This is a genomic window from Streptomyces sp. NPDC048521 (assembly GCF_043199855.1).
Taxonomy (GTDB): domain Bacteria; phylum Actinomycetota; class Actinomycetes; order Streptomycetales; family Streptomycetaceae; genus Streptomyces.
The window spans coordinates 200,653-218,559 of record NZ_JBICWR010000002.1 but is presented as its reverse complement, the minus strand read 5'-3'; the positions used below and the strand labels follow the sequence as shown (position 1 = coordinate 218,559).

Sequence of the window (17,907 nt, the reverse complement as noted above, 5' to 3'; positions counted from 1 at the left end):
GATGAACCGAACGGCACTGGGCCTCGCCGTAGGGGCCGGATATTTCCTCGGACGCACCAAGAAGCTGAAGATGGCGCTCGCCGTCGGTTCCCTGGTCGCCGGGAAGAAGCTGAACCTCGGCCCGCGGGCGCTCGCTGAGCTGGCGCAGCAGCAGCTGAAGAACAATCCGCAGTTCAAGGAGATCGGCGACCAGTTGCGCCAGGACCTGCAGGGCGTCGGAAAGGCCGCCACCGGCGCGATGGTCGAGCGGCAGATGGGCACGCTCGCCGACCGGCTGCACGGCCGCACCGCCCAGGTGCGCGACCAGCTCTCCGGAACGCTGCCCACCGGCTCCGCCGGGGAGCAGGACGAGGAGGACACGGACGAGGAGTCCGCGGAAGAGCCCACCGGGCGGGAGGACGCCGACCGCAAGGACCGGGAGGACGGGGCGCGCGCCGAGAAGCCGGCCAAGAAGGCCGCGTCGAAGCAGGCTTCCGCCAAGAAGGCCGCGGCGAAGAAGACGGCTCCCGCGAAGAAGACGGCGGGCAAGAAGACCGGAGCGGCCCGGACGGCCGCGAGGAAGACGGCCGGAGCCGGCGGCGCCCGGGGCGCCACGTCCCGGCAGTCGAAGGGCGGCGATGACCGATGACCGAGACCCTCGGATCCGCCACCTCCGCGGCAGGCAAGGCCACGGGGGCGGCCAAGAACAACCCGCTGACGGACCTCGCCCACAGCGAGGCCGCCGACCGGCTCAAGGCGGAGGCCCAGGAGTACCTCTCCGCGCAGGCCCAGCGAGCGCTGACCGGCCTCGGCCGCAAGCTCGGTGAGACCACCGGCAAGCTCAACGACATCGCGGAGGGCAAGAGCCCGGGCTTCGCCAAGCTCGCGCTCGACGGCGGACGCAAGCTCGCCGAGGGCAAGGGCCCGCTGCGCTCCGCCCTGGAGCTGGGCGCCTCCCGCGCCAAGGAGAACGTGATGGGTGCGCTGAAGAACCTCGGGGGCGGCAAGGGGAAGAGAAAGAGCGGCGGGGGCAACAAGCCCACCGTGATCATGGAGTCCGTCGACGTCGGCGTGCCGGTGCGCACCGCCTACGACCAGTGGACCCAGTACAAGGACTTCTCCGCCTTCGCCAAGGGCGTCAAGAGCGCCAGCCGGGCCAGCGACACCGACTCGGACTGGCAGGCGAAGATCTTCTGGTCCAGCCGCAGCTGGAAGGCGCACACCACCGAGCAGATCCCCGACTACCGCATCCAGTGGACGTCGGAGGGTGCGAAGGGCAGCGTCAAGGGTGTCGTCACCTTCCACGAGCTGGGGGAGAACCTCACCCGGGTCCTGCTGGTCATGGAGTACTACCCGAGCGGGCTGTTCGAGAAGACCGGCAACATCTGGCGCGCCCAGGGCCGCCGGGCCAGGCTGGACCTGAAGCACTTCGTCCGCTTCATCACCATGAAGGGCGAGGCGGAGGACGGCTGGCGCGGTGAGATCCGCGACGGCGAGGTGGTCCGCAGCCACGAGGACGCCGTGGCCGAGGAGGAGGAGCAGAAGCAGGAGGCCGGAGCACCCGAGGACGAGGACCAGGAAGGCGAGGCCCCGCAGGACGAGGCCGAGGACCAGGGCGAGGAAGAGGAGGAGGAAGAGGAAGAGGGCGAGCCCGAGGAGCACCGGGGTGAGGAAGAGGGCGAGCCCGAGGAAGAGGAGGAGGAAGAGGAAGAGGGCGAGCCCGAGGAGCACCGGGGTGAGGAAGAGGGCGAGCCCGAGGAAGAGGAAGAGGAAGAGGGCGAGCCCGAGGAGTACGAGGGCGAGGAAGAAGGCCCGTACGAGGGCGAGGAAGAAGAGGAGGAGGGTGAGGAGCCCGAGGAGGAGGCGTACGAGGAGGAAGAGGAACCCGAGTACGCCGAGCGCGGGAGCCGTCGATGACGATGCCCAGCCGGTTCCCCGAGCCCTACGGCCAGAGCTCGGGGGCCAACCTTGCCGACATCCTGGAGCGCGTGCTCGACAAGGGTGTCGTCATCGCGGGTGACATCCGGATCAACCTGCTCGACATCGAGCTGCTGACCGTCAAGCTGAGGCTCATCGTGGCCTCGGTCGACAAGGCCAAGGAGATGGGGATCGACTGGTGGGAGAGCGACCCGGCGCTCTCCTCCCGGGCCCGCCGGGACGAGCTGACCCGGGAGAACGCCGAGCTGAGGGAACGACTGGCCCGGCTGGAGGAGTTGGAACCCCGCCGTGCGCCGAAGGAGGCACCATGACCGGACTGCGGTACGTCTACGCCGTCTGCCGCCCCTTCGGGACGCCCCTGCAGTCCCAGCTCACCGGCATCGCGGGCGCCCCGCCGGCGCTGCTGCACCACCACGGTCTGGTGGCGGTCGTCAGCACCGTCCCGGAGGCCGACTTCTGCGAGAGCGCCCTCAAGGCCCACCTGGAGGACCTGGACTGGCTGGCCGCGACGGCCCGCGCCCACCAGGGCGTGATCGACGCCCTCACCACGGTCACCACCCCGCTGCCGCTCCGGCTCGCGACCGTCTTCCGGGACGACAGCGGCGTCCGCACCATGATCGAGGCCCGGGAGGACGACTTCCGGCGCACCCTGGACCGGCTGGACGGCCGGGTGGAGTGGGGCGTGAAGGTGTACCTGGAGCCCGAGCCCGAACCCGCCCCCGCGGCGGCGAAGCCGGCCAGCGGGCGGGACTACCTGCGCCGGCGCCGCGAGAGCAGCCACGCCCACGAGGAGAAATGGCAGCGGGCCGAGAAATTCGCGCACACCCTGCACGAGCGGCTCTCGCGGCTCGCCGAGGATTCCCGGCTGCACGCCCCGCAGAATGCCGCGCTGGCCACGACGCCGGGCCAGAACATACTCAACGGGGCCTATCTGGTGCCCCGGGCGCATTCCGAGGAATTCGTGGAACTGGTCGACCGGACGAAGGACGAGGCCCCCGGGATCCGCGTGGAACTCACCGGTCCCTGGGCCGCCTACTCGTTCACGGGAGAGGAATCATGAGGGGGGCGCAACGGTGACCGTCGTGGAACGACGCGAGATCGCACTCGTCGACCTGCTCGACCGGCTGCTGGCGGGCGGAGTCGTCATCACCGGGGACCTCACGCTGCGCATCGCGGACGTCGACCTCGTCCGTATCGACCTGAACGCGCTGATCAGCTCCGTCAACGAGCAGGTCCCCTCGCCCTTCGAGGAGCCGACATGAGCGCGCGCAGCCCCCGGGGACGGCTCGACCTCGAACCCGACACCGTCGAGCGCGACCTGGTGAAACTCGTCCTGACCGTCGTGGAACTGCTGCGTCAGCTGATGGAACGGCAGGCGGTGCGCCGCTTCGACACCGGCGATCTGACCGAGGAGCAGGAAGAGCGCATCGGGCTCACCCTGATGCTGCTGGAGGACCGGATGGCCGAACTCAGAGACCGGTACGGCCTGCGGCCCGAGGACCTGAATCTGGACCTCGGACCGCTCGGACCGCTGCTTCCCCGCGAATGAACCGGGCGCGGGACCGGGCTTGCCGGACTTCGCGGACCAGGCTTCTGACGCGGACTTCGCGGGCCAGGCCCTCTGGTGGGGGATTCCCGGTCCAGCCCTTCTGCTCCGATTTCCGGATCAGGCCGCCTGGTGCGGGATTCCCGGGACAGGCCTTCTCACCCCGATCTCGGATCAGGTCGCCTGGCGCGGGCTTCCCGGGTCAGGCTTCCTTACGGCACAGGATCTCCCCGTGCAGGACCGCGAACCAGCCGTCCTCCCGCCGGCCCCACTCCCGCCACGCCTCCGACACCGCCCGCAGTTCCTCCGTCGTCGCGTGACCGCCCCGGGTGGCCCGGTCGGCGTAGGCGGAGGCGAGGGTGCGGTCCGCCCACAGCCCGCTCCACCAGACCCGCTCCTCGGGCGAGGCGAACGTCCAGGTGCTGGAGGTGGCCGTGACGTCCCTGAGCCCGGCGGCCAGCGCCCATGCCTTCAGCCGGCGCCCCGCGTCGGGCTCACCGCCGTTGGCCCGGCTCACCCGCTCGTACAGGTCCAGCCAGTCGGCCAGGCCCGGCAGCACCGGGTACCAGGTCATCGCCGCGTAGTCCGCGTCGCGTACCGCGATGAACCCGCCCGGCTTGGTCACCCGGCGCATCTCGCGCAGCGCCTGCACCGGATCACCGACGTGCTGGAGGACCTGGTGGGCGTGGACCATGCAGAAGGTGTCGTCCGGGAAGTCCAGGGCGTGGACGTCCGCGACCGAGAAATCGACGTTGTCCAGGCCGCGGGCGGCGGCGGTGGCGCGGGCCTGCTCCAGGATTCCCGGCGCCCGGTCGACGCCGGTGACACGGCCCTCCGGGACCAGCTCCGCCAGGTCGGCGGTGATGGTCCCGGGGCCGCAGCCGATGTCCAGGATCCTCATGTGGGGCTTGAGCGAGCCGAGCAGGTAGGCCGCGGAGTTGGCGGCGGTGCGCCAGGTGTGCGAACGCAGCACCGACTCGTGGTGCCCGTGCGTGTAGACGGCGGTCTCCTGCGCTTTCGGCATGGCTGTACCCCTTCCGGTCGTACCGGCCCGGTGCCCGGCGGCACCGCCCGGCGGTACGCGTCACGGTACGCGCGCATGCCGAATGATGAGACCCACGTTTCGCATCATGGACTGATGGATCGTCAGGACTCGCGCAGCGGACGGTAGACCGTCAGTGCCTCGGGCAGCTTCACCAGCGTCACCTCGCCCGACACCGCCGTGACCTCGCCGTCGTAGGCCAGCGGGGTGCCGGGGGCGATGCCGGTCAGCCGCAGCCGGTTCACCTGCACCTCGGCATGCGCGGGAGAGCGGGTCAGCGGGCCGGCGACCGCCGCGGCGAGCAGCCTGAGCGCCGGCCGCCGGCTGCCGTGCACCACCCGCACGTCCAGCAGGCCGTCCGCCAGGTCGGTACGGCGGCCGGGCGTCAGGCCCATGCGGTGGTAGACGCCGTTGCCGACGAACAGCAACCACAGCGGCCGCCGTTCACCGCTCACCTCCACCTCCAGCGGATGCTCGTCGGCGCGCAGCACCCGCAGCGCGCCCAGCACCCCGGCCGGCCAGCCGCCGACCCGGTGCGACCACCGGTCCCGCGCCCGCACCAGCTCCGGATAGACGCCCAGGCTCAGCGTGTTGAGGAACAGCCCCGAGCCGTCGGCGGTGACGAACCGGCCCGCGTCCACCCGGACCGCCTCGCCGTGCCGGACCGCGCGGGCCAGGTCGCGTTCGTCCTCCACGCCCAGGTCGTAGGCGAAATGGTTGAGGGTGCCGCCGGGCAGCACCGCGAGCGGCAGACCGTGGCGCAGGGCGACCTCCGCGGCCGCGTTCACGGTGCCGTCGCCGCCGCACACCCCGAGCACCCGCGCCCGGGCCGCCGCCTTCGCCAGCGTGTCCCGGATCTCCTCCGGAGCACACTCGAGGACCTCCGCCTTCGGCAGCGCCTCGTGCAGCGCGCGCACCCGGTCCGCCGTGCCCGAGGCCCGGTTGGCGACCACCACCAGACCGTCGCCCTCGGGCAGCGCCGGCGCCTCGGCACGCGGCCGGGCGGGCCGCCAGACCTCCGCCCGGGTCGGCACCAGACGCCGTACCAGGAAGGCGGCGCCCGCCCCCAGCGCCGCGCCGGCCAGCACATCGCTCGGGAAGTGCACCCCCGTGTACACGCGGGAGGCCGCCACCGAGAACGCCACCGGCGCCACCGCCGCCCCCCACGCCGGCGACTCCAGCGCGACCCCGGTCGCGAACGCGGCCGCCGACGCGGCGTGCCCCGACGGGAACGAGGTGGTGATCGGCTGCCGCTTGAGCTGCCGCACCAGCGGCACCGGGTCCAGCACCGGCCGGGCCCGGCGCACCGAACGCTTGCCGAGGGTGTTGATCGTCAGCGATGCCAGGCCGAGCGAGGCCAGCCCCCTGACGGCGGCCCGGCGGGACCGGGGCGTGCGGCTCGCCGCCATCGCGGCGGCCGTCGCGAACCACAGCACCCCGTGGTTCGCGCTGCGGCTCAGGCGGGGCAGTACCCGCTCGGCGCCGGGCCAGTGCCGGGCGGCGGCCGCCTCGAACACCCGGGCGTCGAGGTGGAGCAGCCTGCGCAGGGCATTGCGGCCGGTCGGGACGGCAGTCAGGTCCAGGTCTGGGCTCATGGGGTGCGGTTACCCTGAAGGGCCCGTTTCTTGTGTTGCCGTGCGCCGGCGTCCGGCCGGTGCGGTGAGGAGACCCCCGGATGCGCCTGCTCCTCGTCCGCCACGGCCAGACCCCGGCCAACGTGGACCATCTGCTGGACACGGCCGCACCGGGCCCGGGACTCACGCCGCTCGGCGAGGCGCAGGCCGCCGCTCTGCCCGAGGCGCTCACCGGCGAGGACATCGAGGCCCTGTACGCCTCCACGCTGACCCGCGCCCAGCTCACGGCCGCCCCGCTGGCCGCCGCCCGCGGCCTCGAGGTGCTCGTCCGCGACGGCATCCGCGAGCTGGCCGCGGGCGACCTGGAGATGCGGCCCGGCCACTCGCCCGAGGGCGAGCTGTACCTGCGCACCGTGTTCGCGTGGGCGGCCGGGGACACCGGCCTGCGCATCCCCGGCGGGGAGAGCGGCGAGGAGGCCCTCGCCCGGTACGACGCCGTGATCGCCGAGGCCGCCGCGAGCGGCGCCCGGACCGTCGTCATGGTCAGCCACGGCGCCGCGATCCGCGTGTGGACCGCCGCCCGCGCCGACAACGTCGACGTGGACTTCGCCGCCGCCCGCCCCCTGGAGAACACCGGCGTGGTCGTCCTGGAGGGCTCCCCGTCCGACGGCTGGAAGGCCCTGTCCTGGCAGGGCCACACCGTGGAACCGGCAGGTGAGGGCGGCCCGGCGGGAGAACCGCTGGACGGGCCCGAAGGATAAGCGTTTGCCGCAGCTCCGGGCGGCCCCGGAGAATGCCTGTCCATGGGACATCTGGAAGCCGCGCACCTCGAGTACCACCTCCCCGACGGGAGGACGCTGCTCGGCGATGTCTCCTTCCGGGTCGGCGAAGGCGCAGCCGTCGCCCTGGTCGGCCCCAACGGCGCCGGCAAGACCACCCTGCTCCGGCTGATCTCCGGTGAGCTGAAACCGCACGGCGGCACCGTCACCGTCAGCGGCGGCCTCGGCGTGATGCGCCAGTTCGTGGGCTCCGTACGCGACGAGACGACCGTACGGGACCTGCTAGTCTCCGTCGCCCCGCCCCGCATCCGCGCGGCGGCGAAGGCCGTCGACGAGGCCGAGCACGCCCTCATGACCGTCGACGACGAGGCCGCCCAGCTGCAGTACGCCCAGGCCCTCGCCGACTGGGCCGAGGCGCGCGGCTACGAGGCCGAGACACTGTGGGACATGTGCACCACCGCGGCCCTCGGCGTGCCCTACGAGCGCGCCCAGTGGCGGCAGGTGCGCACCCTCTCCGGCGGCGAGCAGAAACGCCTCGTGCTGGAGGCGCTGCTGCGCGGCACCGACGAGGTGCTGCTGCTGGACGAGCCGGACAACTACCTCGACGTGCCCGGCAAACGCTGGCTGGAGGAACAGCTCGGGGAGACCCGGAAAACGGTCCTCTTCGTCTCCCACGACCGGGAACTCCTGGCCCGCGCCGCCGAGAAGATCGTCTCCGTCGAGCCGGGGCCGGCCGGCGCCGACGCCTGGGTGCACGGCGGCGGCTTCGCCACCTACCACGAGGCCCGCCGTGAACGCTTCGCCCGGTTCGAGGAGCTGCGCCGACGCTGGGACGAGAAGCACGCCCAGCTGAAGAAGCTGGTACTGAACCTCCGCCAGGCGGCCGCCGTCAGCCACGAGATGGCCTCCCGCTACCAGGCCGCCCAGACCCGACTGCGCAAGTTCGAGGAGGCCGGCCCGCCGCCGGAGCCGCCCCGCGAGCAGGACATCACCATGCGCCTCAAGGGCGGCCGCACCGGCGTGCGGGCCGTCACGTGCGAGCAACTCGAGCTGACCGGCCTGATGAAACCCTTCGACCTGGAGGTCTTCTACGGCGAGCGGGTCGCCGTCCTCGGCTCCAACGGATCGGGCAAGTCGCACTTCCTGCGGCTGCTCGCCGGCGAGGACGTGGCACACAGCGGCGCGTTCAAGCTGGGCGCGCGGGTGGTGCCCGGCCATTTCGCGCAGACCCACGCCCACCCCGAACTCCAGGGCCGCACCCTGCTGGACATCCTGTGGAAGGAACACTCCCAGGACCGGGGAGCGGCCATGTCCCGGCTGCGCCGCTACGAGCTGACCCAGCAGGCCGAGCAGTCCTTCGACCGGCTCTCCGGCGGCCAGCAGGCCCGCTTCCAGATCCTCCTGCTGGAACTCGCGGGCGCCACCGCGCTGCTGCTGGACGAGCCCACCGACAACCTCGACCTGGAGTCCGCGGAGGCCCTCCAGGAGGGCCTGGAGGCCTTCGACGGCACGGTCCTCGCGGTCACCCACGACCGCTGGTTCGCCCGCTCCTTCGACCGCTTCCTCGTCTTCGGCAGCGACGGCCGCGTCCGCGAGACCCCGGCACCGGTCTGGGACGAACGCCGGGTGGAACGGGCCCGGTAACCGCGGAACGACGCCGGCAGGAGCAGACCTGCCGGCGCCGACCCGCTCACCCTGTCCCGGCGGTCACTTCCAGCGCAGCAGCGCGCCCAGGCCGCCCGCCGCGACCTCGTCGCCGGTCTGGTCCAGGACGGGGGTGAGCGAGACGACCGGCGCGTTCGTCACCACGGCCGCCCGCACGAGCACGTCGTCGGCGCGGGCCGGCCAGGAGTGCTGCTCGCCCAGGTTCCTCAGCTCCGTACGCCGGGCCGCCAGCTGGTCGGGGTCCTCACCGATCCACACCTCACGGTGCGTGTCGGGGGCGTCCGGGCGGATCAGCAGCTCGGCGAGCCGGTGCTCACGCGCCGCCTCGATCAGTTGCGGCACACCCTCGACGGCCGCCGCCCGCCGCTCCTCGTCCGGCGTCCGGGCCGCCCGGTACCGGTCCACCTCGGCCAGTATCCGCTCCCGCACGTGCCGGGCGCGGATGTCCTCCACCTCCCGCGGCAGCAGCCGGCTGCCGATGCCGTGCGCGGTCTCCACCACCCGGTCCTGAAGATGCTTCGGCAGCTGCTCGTGCACCGACCGGCACTCCCGCTGCTCCCCGCACAGGATCAGCAGGTCGGCGCCGGTCTCCGCCTGGCAGGTGGCGAGCGCCTCGGCGACCTCCCGTGCGTTGTGCTCCCAGGTGTTCTCCACCTTCAGCTGGAAGTGCCGCTCGGACCAGTCGGAGGCCTTCGCCCGGTGCATCGGCCACTGCCGGCCCGTCACCTGCCCGGCCTCCTCGTGGAGCAGCGCGCTGCGCAGCTCGAAGTCGGCACCCGTGCGGTCGATGTACGCCACCAGCGACACCGGGTCCTCCCCGGCCAGATCCAGCAGCGGCGTCACATGCGGCAGCGTCCCCCAGTGCACCAGGCCGTCCGGCGGCGCCTGCCTCAGCGGCACCTGGAGCACCACCTCGCCGTCCCGGGCGAACACCGCCCGGCCGTACGGCTCCGACGTGTGCCGCAGACCCTCCACCGTGTCGTACACCGCTCGGCAGGTGGCCTCGTCGGCGCCCTGGTCGCGCAGCCGCCGGGACACCGCCTCGGCCGTCAGGTGCCGCCGGTGGTCCATGTCCTCGTCGTGCTGGGACAGGTCCACGTACGCGGAGGCCCACGACCCGGGATGTTCGTACAGTGGATGCAGAAACGCGAGCTCCATGGATTCCTCCCGGAGACCGCTCGGGTGCAGTGCACGCCCGGCGGGTACCCGGACCGCACACACGAACACGACGAGCGGGGAACACCATGACCGGAGTCGAGCCCAGCCGGCTGGACGACCAGCAGCTCATGAAGGAGCTGGAGACGATCCACCGCACGCGTCACGACACCCTCCTGTACGGCTCCAACGACGCGCTGCGGGCCCACAACGAGCGCATGGCGCAGTTGGAGGGCGAATACCTGCGCCGCAACCCGCGCCGCCTGGTGAGCGCGGGCCGCACCCGCGAGGGTGCCCGTGAGCGCAACTGCGGCGAGGCGGCGACTCCGGACACGTCCGGCACCTGACCGGCGCCCGGCACCCGGTGGCAGCCAACCCACGCGTGAAGGGCCGGCCCGAACGGACCGGCCCTTCACGCGATGGCCCTCACGCCATGCGGCGGATCAGCCTGCCTCCCCGGCGAACACGTGCACGAACGCGTCACAGAACGCCTTCAGATCGTCCGGCTTGCGGCTGGTCACCAGCTGGTTGGAGCCGTGGTCGCAGATCTTCACCTGCTCGTCCACCCAGGTCCCGCCCGCGTTGCGGATGTCGGTCCGCAGACTGGGCCAGGACGTCAGCACCCGGCCGCGCACGACGTCCGCCTCCACCAGCGTCCACGGCGCATGGCAGATCGCCGCGACCGGACGGCCCAGCTCGAAGAACTCCTTCACGAACGCGACGGCCTTCTCGTCCATCCGCAGGAAGTCCGGATTGGCCACCCCGCCCGGCAGCACCAGGCCGCCGAACGAACCGGCCGACGTCTCGCCCACCACCTCGTCCACCGGGAAGGTGTCCGCCTTGTCGAGATGATTGAACGCCTGGATCTTCCCGGACTCCGTCGACACCAGCACCGGCTCGTGCCCGGCGTCCGAGGCCGCCTTCCACGGCTCGGTCAGCTCGACCTGCTCCACGCCCTCGGGCGCCACCAAAAACGCGATACGCATGATCCTCAGCTTCCTTTCCCGGCCCGCACAGCCGCCTTCGCCGCCCGTGCGCGCCGCTTCCTGTCCCGGGCCGCCCGCCGGCAGCGCAGCAGCTCCTCGCCGTACGGCAGGAGCACGTACGCGCCGATCGCCAGACCGATGCCCGCCAGATAGCCCGGCGACAGCGGGCGCCGGCGCGGCACCAGACGCCATGCGTCCGGATCCCCACGTCCGCCCCGCAACAGCGACCGCACCTGATCGGCGTGCAGGCACATCAGCGACGTCAGCCCACCGAGCGGCAGCGACTCCAGAAAGCTGTGGACGTGCTGCTCGATCGGCTTGACGTCACGGTCGCTGTCGACGGCCGTGCGCACGTCCCACAGCGCCGTCGCCTCGTGCACCGCCGCCGCGCCCAGCTGCACGGTCAGCAGCAGCGGATTGATCTCGTAGCGCAGGGTCAGCGCGATCGGCAGGCCGACCTCGGCCATCATCAGAGAGTGGATCAGGGACTCCTTCGTCCCCGCCGTGTCCTCGATCCGGGTGCGCCGGTGCATCGCCCAGTCGGCGAGTCCCGGCAGGAACCAGCCGGGCAGCAGCCCGTACAGCAGGAACCGCGTCGTGACGTCCCCGACGTCGACGGTCGCGTCACGCGCGATCTCGGCCGCCTGATCCCGGCTCATTCGCCGCCCGCCAGCGCCTTCGCCAGCTGCTGGAGGTTCTCGTACTGGTCCCCGTGCGGCAGACCCGCCACCGCGTCGATCAGCCCGCCGGGCGCGTTGCTCCGGCGCAGCGCCCGCGCCAGCTCGCCCGCCTTCGCGGGAAACGCGTGGCGGCTCAGGTGCCGCGCCAGCTCCAGCCGCAGCCGCTCCAGCGACGCGGGCGATCCCAGGCCGCCCACCGGCCCGCTCCAGACCTCCGGGTCGTCGTCCGCGGCCGGTTCCGGATCGTGCCATTCCTCGACGCGCGTCGGATGCCCGGACCTGAGAAGACCCTTCAGCTCGTGTTTCATCTCGTCGTCCCGGTGGACGCTCAGCCGGTCACTGCCTCGCTGCATGTCTCCCTCCAGAGGGTCGAAGGTCCGCACCGCGTACCCGGGGGCCGGAGACCGACACCCGCTCCGGCCGCCGGAAACCGGCCGTTCCCCTCCTGCTGGTCCCGGCTAGTGCTTGCCCCGGCCCGGCAGGAACTCCTGCACCTTCGCCTTCAGCCCCTGCTTCATCACCGAACCCCGGTCGGCGTCGCCCTTGAGGACGGACGCGGCCGTCGCCTCCATCTGCTCCCAGGTGGCGTGCGGCGGGATCGGCGGTACCGCGGGGTCGGTGAGGAACTCGATCACGGCCGGCCCGTCGGCCTCCAGGGCCGCCCGCCAGCCCGCCTCCACCTCCTCCGGCTTCTCCACCCGAATGCCGGTCAGGCCGAGCGAACGGGCGAACGCCGCGTACTGCACGTCCGGGATCTCCTGCGACGGCAGGAACGACGGGGCGCCTTCCATCGCCCGCATCTCCCAGGTCACCTGGTTCAGATCACGGTTGTTCCACACGCCCACCACCAGTCGCGGATCCGACCAGCGGTCCCGGTACTTCGCAGCGGTGATCATCTCCGCCAGCCCGTTCATCTGCATCGCACCGTCCCCGACCAGCGCGAAGACCGGCCGGTCCGGATGCGCGAACTTGGCGCCGATCGCGTACGGCACACCCGGCCCCATCGTCGCCAGCGTCCCGGACAGCGAGCCCCGCATGCCCGGCCGCATGGTGATGTGCCGCGCGTACCAGTTGGCGACCGATCCGGAGTCGGAGGTGAGGATCGCGTTGTCCGGCAGCAGCGGGTCGAGGGCGCGGGCCACGTACTCCGGGTTGATCGGGTCGGCCGACAGACCGGCCCGCCGCTCCATCGTCTCGTGCCAGCGGCGCACGTTCGCGCACACCGTGTCGTACCACTCGCGTCCGCCCCGGTCGGTCTTCAGCAGGGGGATCAGCCGCCGCAGCGTCGCCTTGGCGTCACCGACGAGATTCACCTCGTACGGGTAACGCATGCCGATCATGTGCGGATCGAGGTCGATCTGCACGCCCCGCGCCTTGCCGAAGTCCGGCATGAACTGCGTGTACGGGAACGACGAACCGATCGTCAGCAGCGTGTCGCAGTCCCGCATCAGCTCGTACGAGGGCCTGCTGCCCAGCAGGCCGATCGGCCCGGTGACGTACGGCAGCTCGTCGCTCAGCACGTCCTTGCCGAGCAGCGCCTTCGCGACACCCGCGCCGAGCAGCTCGGCGATCTCCTGCACCTCCACGACCGCGCCGGCGGCACCCTGCCCGACCAGGATCGCCACCTTGTCGCCCTCGTTCAGGACGTCCGCCGCCCGGCGCAGCGCCTCGTCCGTCGGGGTCGCCGTGTAGTCGCTCATGCCCAGGCTGGAGGGCACCATCTTGAACTCGTGCGTGGGCGGTGAGTAGTCCAGCTCCTGCACGTCACCGGGGATGATCAGCGCGGTCGGGCAGCGCCGGGCGTAGGCGGTACGGATCGCCCGGTCCAGCACGTTCGGCAGCTGCTCGGGCACCGTCACCGTCTCGACGAACTCCGAGGCGACGTCCTTGTACAGCGTGTGCAGGTCCACTTCCTGCTGGTAGGAGCCGCCCATCGCCGTCCGGTTCGTCTGGCCGACGATCGCCACCACCGGCACATGGTCCAGCTTCGCGTCGTACAGGCCGTTGAGCAGGTGGATCGCGCCCGGCCCCGAGGTCGCCGCGCACACGCCGAGCCTGCCGCTGAACTTGGCGTACCCGACGGCCTCGAACGCGGACATCTCCTCGTGCCGGGACTGGATGAACCGCGGCTGGTCGTCGGCGCGGCCCCAGGCCGCGAGCAGCCCGTTGATGCCGTCGCCCGGATAGCCGAAGACCTGTTCGACGCCCCAGGCGCGCAGGCGCTCGAGGATGTGGTCGGAGACCTTGGTGCTCATGGAGGGACCTCCCCGGTGCAGTACGAAGCGGACGATCCGGTCAGCGCTTACCGAGTCACCTGCGGGGGAGACGGAAAACCTCCGCGGGCCGTCGTCCACCCACCCGCCTGGCGGTGCGTCGGGTGGTCATACGCAGGCCTGGCGGTGCGTCGGGTGGTCACGCGCTGCCTGTCGGCACGTCCGGTCGTCACCCGCCTGCCGGAGCCTCCCCTGTCACCCGGCCGGCCGTTCGTGTCCCGCGAATGGGCTGCGGCCGCGCGCGGTACGACGCCGCGCGGGCTGTGATGGCAGCGAGGGCACGACCCGTGCCCCGTACCCGTGGCGCCGCACGGCCGTACCGCCGTACCGCCGTTCCCGGTGCCCCGGCGTATCGCCGCCCGGCCCAGCCGCCGTAGCCGCCGAGGAGCACGTCCCATGCGCCGCACCGCCCGTGCCCTGTCCGTCGTCTTCGCCGCCGGTGCCGCGCTCGCCCTCGCCGGGCCCGCCGCCCTGGCGGATCCCGCCGCCGAAGCCAGTCCCGGCACCGTCCTGCCCGGCGGCACCGTCACCGTGTCCGTGACCTGCGATGCCGTCACCGGCCCGGCGCCGCAGACCCTGGACGCCGCCTCACCGGGCTTCGAGGGCGGCACCGCGCACCTGACCCGGGTCACCGGTGACGCGGACCAAGAGACCGGCGCCACCGGCCTCGCCTACCGGGGCACCGCCCGCGTGGCCGCCGACGCGAAGGCCTCCGACGCGCCCACAGGCGGGCAGGCCGCGGACGCTGACATAGGCGGGCAGGCCGCCGACGCAGACATAGGCGGGCAGGCCGCCGGCGATCCCGCCGACGCCGAGGCCGAGGGTGATTCCGTCGGCGCCGAGGCCGCCGGCGATCCCGCCAGCGCCGAGGGTGATTCCGTCGGCGCCAAGGCCGCTGACGATCCCGCGGACGCCGACGCCGACGCCGACGCCGAGGCCGGGGGCGATTCCGTCGGCGCCGAGGCCGAGGGCGACCCGGCAGACGCCGAGGTCGAGGGCGATCCCGCCGGTACCGACCGGGACGCCGCTTGGACCGTCGACGGCACCTGCCCGGCCGCCACCGGCAGAACGGGCAGGCCGTGGAGTGCGACCTACACCGTCGCCCACGGCGACGACGGCGGCGCGTGCGCCGAACCGGGGCCGTGCGGCGGCACCCAGGTCTGCGAGGACGCCGAGCCGTGCGGCGACGACGGCCGGTGCCGGGAGGGGGCGTCCTGCCAGGAAGAGGGGTCCTGCCAGGAGAACGAGGCGTGCCCGGACCGGTCCCCGTGCCAGAAGGACGAGGACGAGGGGTCCCGCGGAGCGTCCTGCACCGACGGCGGCGGCAGGTGCGAGGAGTCGCACGGCGGGGCATGCCCGGACGGCCGTACCTGCCGTGAGCCGCAGGGCACCGGCGGATGCGGCCAGGCGTCCGTGCAGCGCGGAGTGGAGGCCGGGGCGGGAGGCATCTTCGACGACTCGCTACCGGCCCTCGCCGCCGGCGGTGTGTTCATGGCCGCCGGCTGCGGCGCGGCCGCCTACCGGGTGTACGGGCGCAGGCGGTCCGCGGGAGGCCGGCCCACGGGTCTGTGACCCGGACAACTCCGGGGACCGGCCATGGAGCGCCGTCCGGCGGGTACACACCCTCCCGAGGACACACCGGCAACGAGCACCACACCCACCGCACCCGGCGCGGCGGCAGACAGCGAGGAGAGCACAGATCCGGACGCGACGGCACACGGTAGCCGGCGCGGGAACGCGCACCGGACGCACACACGGCACAGCGGAACCGGCGACAACGGCGCCCGGTAGGCCGAAGGACGGCGGCCGGCGGGCACCCGCACCTCACCGGACACCACACAGCGGTTCCCGGCGGCACCACGGCCCGGACGGGACGGCACCCGGCACCACGGACTGCGCGGAGGCGGACATGCGGCGGACGGACCCCGAGGGCCACGGCCCCGTCCGCTACGGCCCGCCCCTGCCCGGCGACGGCCTGCCCGTGCTCCCCGAGCTGTCCGCCGTGCTCGCCGCCGCCGCGGACCGCGCGGACGCCCAGCCCGTCGGCGGCGCCCCCGTCCTGCTGGAAGCGGCCTGCGGCTACTGGACCCGCCGCGGACTGCCCTGCGTCCCCGACCAGGTGGCCGCCGGTCCCGGCGCTCCCGCACTGCTGCTCGCCCTCACCGCCGCCCTCTCCGGCGACGGCGCCGACGTTCTCGTACCCCGCCCCTGCGCCGCCTGGTGGGCGCCTTACGCCCGGCTTCTCGGCCGGCCCGTCTTCCACGTGCCCACACCCCCCGAGAGTGGTGGCGTCCCCGACCCGTACGCCCTGCTGGAGACCGTCCGCCGGGTCCGCGCCGAGGGCGGCGATCCACGGCTGCTGGTGCTGTCCGTCGCCGACGACCCCACCGCGACCGTCGCCCCGCCCGAACTGCTGCACGAGACCGTCGAGGCCGCCGCGGCCGAGGGACTGCACCTGGTCAGCGACGAGACCTGGCGCGACACGTTGCACGACCCGCACGGGACCGTGCTGCTCAGCCCCGCCGAGATGTGGCCCGACCGGGTCACCGTCGTCACCGATCTGGCCGGCTCCCTGCTGCCCCCCGGCTGGCCCGCCGCCGTCGCCCGCTTCCCGGCCACCGAGACCGGGCAGCGCCTCCACGCGCGCGTGCTGGACATCCTCACCGCGCTGGGCGCCCGGATCGCGGTCCCCGTCGCCGCGGCCGCCGGATACGCCCTCGACGAACCCCCGCCTGTCACCGAGCGCCGCGAGGCCACCGTACGGCTGCACGCGCGCGTGGCCGCCGCCGCGTACGCCGCGGTCGTAGCCGCCGGCGCGCTCGCCCGCCCGCCCCAGGCCGGCCGCCACCTGTACGCCGACCTCGGTCCGCTGCGTGAACCGCTCGCCGCGCAAGGCGTCGGCGACGCGCAGGAACTGGAGGACCTCCTCACCGCCCGGCTCGGTATGCCCGCGCCCGGCGGCCACCGCTTCGGCGACGACCTCGGGGCCCTGCGCGTACGGCTCGCCACCGGCCCCCTGCTGGGCGGCACGGACGAGGAACGCACGGAATGCCTCACGTCACCCGCGCCGTTGGAACTGCCGCACGTGCAACGCGCGTTGAACTCCTTGCGGTCGGTCCTCGACGATCTCCGCGACGACGCTCAGCGATGGGAGCCTCCTCGATGACGCAGCAGACGCATGAGCCCGGATCGACCACCACGACCACCACGACCACGACGACCACCACGACCACGACGACCGCGGGCACCACGACGACCGAGGCGACCGGCGCAGCCGACGTGCCGGCCCCGCTCGCGCGCCCTTTCCCACCGCTGGCCGAGCCCCGCCCCCTCGGCGAACACCGGGTCTGGCCACGGACCTTCCACGACCGGCTCACCGCCCCCCTGCCCGGCCTCAAGTCCCTCGCCCGCTTCGCCCGCGAAGGCGCCGTACGCCCTGGACCGGAAGGCCTCGCCGACATCCCCCGGCTCCCGTACGCACCCGCCCCGCTGCCCCGCGTCGACACCCGCACCCTCGCCGTCACCTGGGCGGGACACGCCAGTTGGATCCTGCGGATCGGCGGCCTGACCGTCCTCACCGACCCCGTCTGGTCCCGACGCATCCTCGGCACCCCGGCCCGCATCACCCCCGTCGGCGTCGCCTGGGACACCCTGCCCCGGGTCGACGCCGTCGTCATCAGCCACAATCACTACGACCACCTCGACGCTCCCACCCTGCGCCGGCTCCCGCGCGACACCCCGGTGTTCGTACCCGCCGGCCTCGGCCGCTGGTTCCGCCGCCGCCGGTTCACCTGCGTCACCGAGCTGGACTGGTGGGAAGGCGCGGAACTGTCCGGCGTGCGCTTCGACTTCGTGCCCGCGCACCACTGGTCCAAGCGCACCCTCACCGACACCTGCCACAGCCTCTGGGGCGGCTGGGTCCTCACCGCCCCCGAGGGACAGCGCCTGTACTTCGCCGGCGACACCGGTTACGGCCACTGGTTCTCCCGCATCGGCCGCCGCTACCCCGGCATCGACCTCGCCCTGATGCCCATCGGCGCCTACGACCCCCGCTGGTGGCTCAGCGACGTCCACTGCGACCCGGAGGACGCGGTGCAGGCCACCCTCGACCTCGGCGCCCACCGCATGGCCCCGATGCACTGGGGCACCTTCATCCTCTCGGCGGAGCCGGTCCTCGAACCGCTCACCCGGGTGCGGGTGGCCTGGGAGAAGGCGGGACTGGAGCGGGCGGACCTGTGGGATCTCCCGGTGGGCGGATCGAAGGTGCTGGAGGGCGGCGCCCCGTAAGGG

The 17,907-nt window shown here is 73.1% G+C and carries 18 protein-coding genes and 1 pseudogene; 12 read left to right on the top strand and 7 right to left on the bottom strand.

The genetic code is table 11. From position 1 onward, the window contains the following. The first annotated feature begins 1 nt into the window (after position 1). The 6 genes from ACGFRF_RS05395 to ACGFRF_RS05370 are packed head-to-tail and all read left to right on the top strand — an operon-like array spanning position 2 to position 3,466. A complete protein-coding gene (locus ACGFRF_RS05395; protein ID WP_393737273.1) occupies positions 2–628 on the top strand; it encodes a DNA primase in 627 nt (208 codons plus the stop codon). Beyond that, positions 625–1,896, top strand: a complete 1,272-nt coding sequence (locus tag ACGFRF_RS05390) for an SRPBCC family protein (protein WP_393737272.1) — start codon at positions 625–627, stop codon at positions 1,894–1,896. The genes ACGFRF_RS05395 and ACGFRF_RS05390 overlap by 4 nt, the downstream gene beginning before the upstream one ends. Then, positions 1,893–2,228, top strand: coding sequence for a gas vesicle protein (locus tag ACGFRF_RS05385; RefSeq protein WP_393737271.1), 336 nt, complete (start codon positions 1,893–1,895; stop codon positions 2,226–2,228). Before ACGFRF_RS05390 ends, ACGFRF_RS05385 begins: the two co-directional genes overlap by 4 nt. After that, the gene (locus ACGFRF_RS05380) at positions 2,225–2,977 is read left to right on the top strand and encodes a GvpL/GvpF family gas vesicle protein (RefSeq protein WP_393737270.1); all 753 of its coding nucleotides are present in this window, start codon (positions 2,225–2,227) and stop codon (positions 2,975–2,977) included. Before ACGFRF_RS05385 ends, ACGFRF_RS05380 begins: the two co-directional genes overlap by 4 nt. Before the next feature lie 13 nt (positions 2,978–2,990). Continuing rightward, entirely contained in the window at positions 2,991–3,179 is a 189-nt protein-coding gene (locus tag ACGFRF_RS05375; RefSeq protein WP_393737269.1) for a gas vesicle protein, read from the top strand. Beyond that, positions 3,176–3,466 (top strand): gas vesicle protein K, encoded by a 291-nt coding sequence (locus tag ACGFRF_RS05370; RefSeq protein WP_393737268.1) that lies wholly within the window; start codon positions 3,176–3,178, stop codon positions 3,464–3,466. The genes ACGFRF_RS05375 and ACGFRF_RS05370 overlap by 4 nt, the downstream gene beginning before the upstream one ends. A 199-nt stretch (positions 3,467–3,665) precedes the next feature. Here the strand turns inward: ACGFRF_RS05370 and ACGFRF_RS05365 are convergent, their stop codons facing one another. Together ACGFRF_RS05365 and ACGFRF_RS05360 are read right to left on the bottom strand one after the other, a co-directional pair. Then, entirely contained in the window at positions 3,666–4,487 is an 822-nt protein-coding gene (locus ACGFRF_RS05365) for a class I SAM-dependent methyltransferase (protein ID WP_393737267.1), read from the bottom strand. Between the two features lie 122 nt (positions 4,488–4,609). Continuing rightward, positions 4,610–6,100, bottom strand: coding sequence for a bifunctional phosphatase PAP2/diacylglycerol kinase family protein (locus tag ACGFRF_RS05360; protein ID WP_393737266.1), 1,491 nt, complete (start codon positions 6,098–6,100; stop codon positions 4,610–4,612). An 80-nt stretch (positions 6,101–6,180) separates the two neighbouring features. On the opposite strand from ACGFRF_RS05360, the gene ACGFRF_RS05355 reads away from it, so the two are divergent. Both ACGFRF_RS05355 and ACGFRF_RS05350 read left to right on the top strand, forming a co-directional pair. Next, positions 6,181–6,840, top strand: a complete 660-nt coding sequence (locus tag ACGFRF_RS05355; RefSeq protein WP_393737265.1) for a histidine phosphatase family protein — start codon at positions 6,181–6,183, stop codon at positions 6,838–6,840. A gap of 42 nt (positions 6,841–6,882) precedes the next feature. After that, the gene (locus tag ACGFRF_RS05350; RefSeq protein WP_393737264.1) at positions 6,883–8,502 is read left to right on the top strand and encodes an ABC-F family ATP-binding cassette domain-containing protein; all 1,620 of its coding nucleotides are present in this window, start codon (positions 6,883–6,885) and stop codon (positions 8,500–8,502) included. 63 nt (positions 8,503–8,565) lie between these two features. On the opposite strand, the gene ACGFRF_RS05345 is transcribed toward ACGFRF_RS05350, so the two are convergent. Next, complete coding sequence (locus ACGFRF_RS05345) at positions 8,566–9,681, bottom strand: Vms1/Ankzf1 family peptidyl-tRNA hydrolase (protein ID WP_393737263.1); 1,116 nt, start codon at positions 9,679–9,681, stop codon at positions 8,566–8,568. Between ACGFRF_RS05345 and ACGFRF_RS05340 the strand changes: the two are divergent. Beyond that, positions 9,661–10,025 (top strand): annotated as a pseudogene (locus ACGFRF_RS05340) (DUF6158 family protein). The gene ACGFRF_RS05345 and the pseudogene ACGFRF_RS05340 overlap by 21 nt on opposite strands. 96 nt (positions 10,026–10,121) lie before the next feature. Here ACGFRF_RS05340 and ACGFRF_RS05335 read toward each other — a convergent pair. The 4 genes from ACGFRF_RS05335 to ACGFRF_RS05320 form a co-directional block, all read right to left on the bottom strand. Then, a complete protein-coding gene (locus ACGFRF_RS05335) occupies positions 10,122–10,664 on the bottom strand; it encodes a type 1 glutamine amidotransferase domain-containing protein (protein ID WP_393737262.1) in 543 nt (180 codons plus the stop codon). 5 nt (positions 10,665–10,669) lie between these two features. Then, positions 10,670–11,323 (bottom strand): diguanylate cyclase, encoded by a 654-nt coding sequence (locus ACGFRF_RS05330; protein ID WP_393737261.1) that lies wholly within the window; start codon positions 11,321–11,323, stop codon positions 10,670–10,672. Next, positions 11,320–11,697, bottom strand: a complete 378-nt coding sequence (locus ACGFRF_RS05325; protein ID WP_393737260.1) for a DUF2795 domain-containing protein — start codon at positions 11,695–11,697, stop codon at positions 11,320–11,322. The genes ACGFRF_RS05330 and ACGFRF_RS05325 overlap by 4 nt, the downstream gene beginning before the upstream one ends. A gap of 105 nt (positions 11,698–11,802) precedes the next feature. Beyond that, positions 11,803–13,599 (bottom strand): thiamine pyrophosphate-requiring protein, encoded by a 1,797-nt coding sequence (locus tag ACGFRF_RS05320; RefSeq protein WP_393737259.1) that lies wholly within the window; start codon positions 13,597–13,599, stop codon positions 11,803–11,805. 414 nt (positions 13,600–14,013) lie between these two features. Between ACGFRF_RS05320 and ACGFRF_RS05315 the strand changes: the two genes are divergently transcribed. From ACGFRF_RS05315 to ACGFRF_RS05305, 3 genes are all read left to right on the top strand, one after another. Next, positions 14,014–15,189 carry a hypothetical protein gene (locus ACGFRF_RS05315; protein WP_393737258.1) on the top strand — a complete coding sequence of 392 codons (1,176 nt, stop codon included), beginning with the start codon at positions 14,014–14,016 and terminating at the stop codon, positions 15,187–15,189. 337 nt (positions 15,190–15,526) lie between these two features. Then, positions 15,527–16,783 (top strand): aminotransferase class I/II-fold pyridoxal phosphate-dependent enzyme, encoded by a 1,257-nt coding sequence (locus ACGFRF_RS05310; RefSeq protein WP_393737257.1) that lies wholly within the window; start codon positions 15,527–15,529, stop codon positions 16,781–16,783. Beyond that, positions 16,780–17,904, top strand: a complete 1,125-nt coding sequence (locus tag ACGFRF_RS05305) for an MBL fold metallo-hydrolase (RefSeq protein WP_393737256.1) — start codon at positions 16,780–16,782, stop codon at positions 17,902–17,904. Before ACGFRF_RS05310 ends, ACGFRF_RS05305 begins: the two co-directional genes overlap by 4 nt. Positions 17,905–17,907: the final 3 nt, after the last annotated feature.

Excerpts from the sequence above, each read along its gene's own strand:
- ACGFRF_RS05385 (WP_393737271.1), top strand. The coding sequence starts at position 1,893 with ATGACGATGCCCAGCCGGTTCCCCGAGCCCTACGGCCAGAGCTCGGGG.
- ACGFRF_RS05305 (WP_393737256.1), top strand. The coding sequence starts at position 16,780 with ATGACGCAGCAGACGCATGAGCCCGGATCGACCACCACGACCACCACG.
- ACGFRF_RS05395 (WP_393737273.1), top strand. The coding sequence starts at position 2 with ATGAACCGAACGGCACTGGGCCTCGCCGTAGGGGCCGGATATTTCCTC.
- ACGFRF_RS05315 (WP_393737258.1), top strand. The coding sequence starts at position 14,014 with ATGCGCCGCACCGCCCGTGCCCTGTCCGTCGTCTTCGCCGCCGGTGCC.
- ACGFRF_RS05345 (WP_393737263.1), bottom strand. The coding sequence starts at position 9,681 with ATGGAGCTCGCGTTTCTGCATCCACTGTACGAACATCCCGGGTCGTGG.
- ACGFRF_RS05365 (WP_393737267.1), bottom strand. The coding sequence starts at position 4,487 with ATGCCGAAAGCGCAGGAGACCGCCGTCTACACGCACGGGCACCACGAG.
- ACGFRF_RS05370 (WP_393737268.1), top strand. The coding sequence starts at position 3,176 with ATGAGCGCGCGCAGCCCCCGGGGACGGCTCGACCTCGAACCCGACACC.
- ACGFRF_RS05360 (WP_393737266.1), bottom strand. The coding sequence starts at position 6,100 with ATGAGCCCAGACCTGGACCTGACTGCCGTCCCGACCGGCCGCAATGCC.
- ACGFRF_RS05380 (WP_393737270.1), top strand. The coding sequence starts at position 2,225 with ATGACCGGACTGCGGTACGTCTACGCCGTCTGCCGCCCCTTCGGGACG.
- ACGFRF_RS05355 (WP_393737265.1), top strand. The coding sequence starts at position 6,181 with ATGCGCCTGCTCCTCGTCCGCCACGGCCAGACCCCGGCCAACGTGGAC.
- ACGFRF_RS05330 (WP_393737261.1), bottom strand. The coding sequence starts at position 11,323 with ATGAGCCGGGATCAGGCGGCCGAGATCGCGCGTGACGCGACCGTCGAC.
- ACGFRF_RS05320 (WP_393737259.1), bottom strand. The coding sequence starts at position 13,599 with ATGAGCACCAAGGTCTCCGACCACATCCTCGAGCGCCTGCGCGCCTGG.
- ACGFRF_RS05350 (WP_393737264.1), top strand. The coding sequence starts at position 6,883 with ATGGGACATCTGGAAGCCGCGCACCTCGAGTACCACCTCCCCGACGGG.
- ACGFRF_RS05335 (WP_393737262.1), bottom strand. The coding sequence starts at position 10,664 with ATGCGTATCGCGTTTTTGGTGGCGCCCGAGGGCGTGGAGCAGGTCGAG.
- ACGFRF_RS05310 (WP_393737257.1), top strand. The coding sequence starts at position 15,527 with ATGCGGCGGACGGACCCCGAGGGCCACGGCCCCGTCCGCTACGGCCCG.
- ACGFRF_RS05390 (WP_393737272.1), top strand. The coding sequence starts at position 625 with ATGACCGAGACCCTCGGATCCGCCACCTCCGCGGCAGGCAAGGCCACG.
- ACGFRF_RS05325 (WP_393737260.1), bottom strand. The coding sequence starts at position 11,697 with ATGCAGCGAGGCAGTGACCGGCTGAGCGTCCACCGGGACGACGAGATG.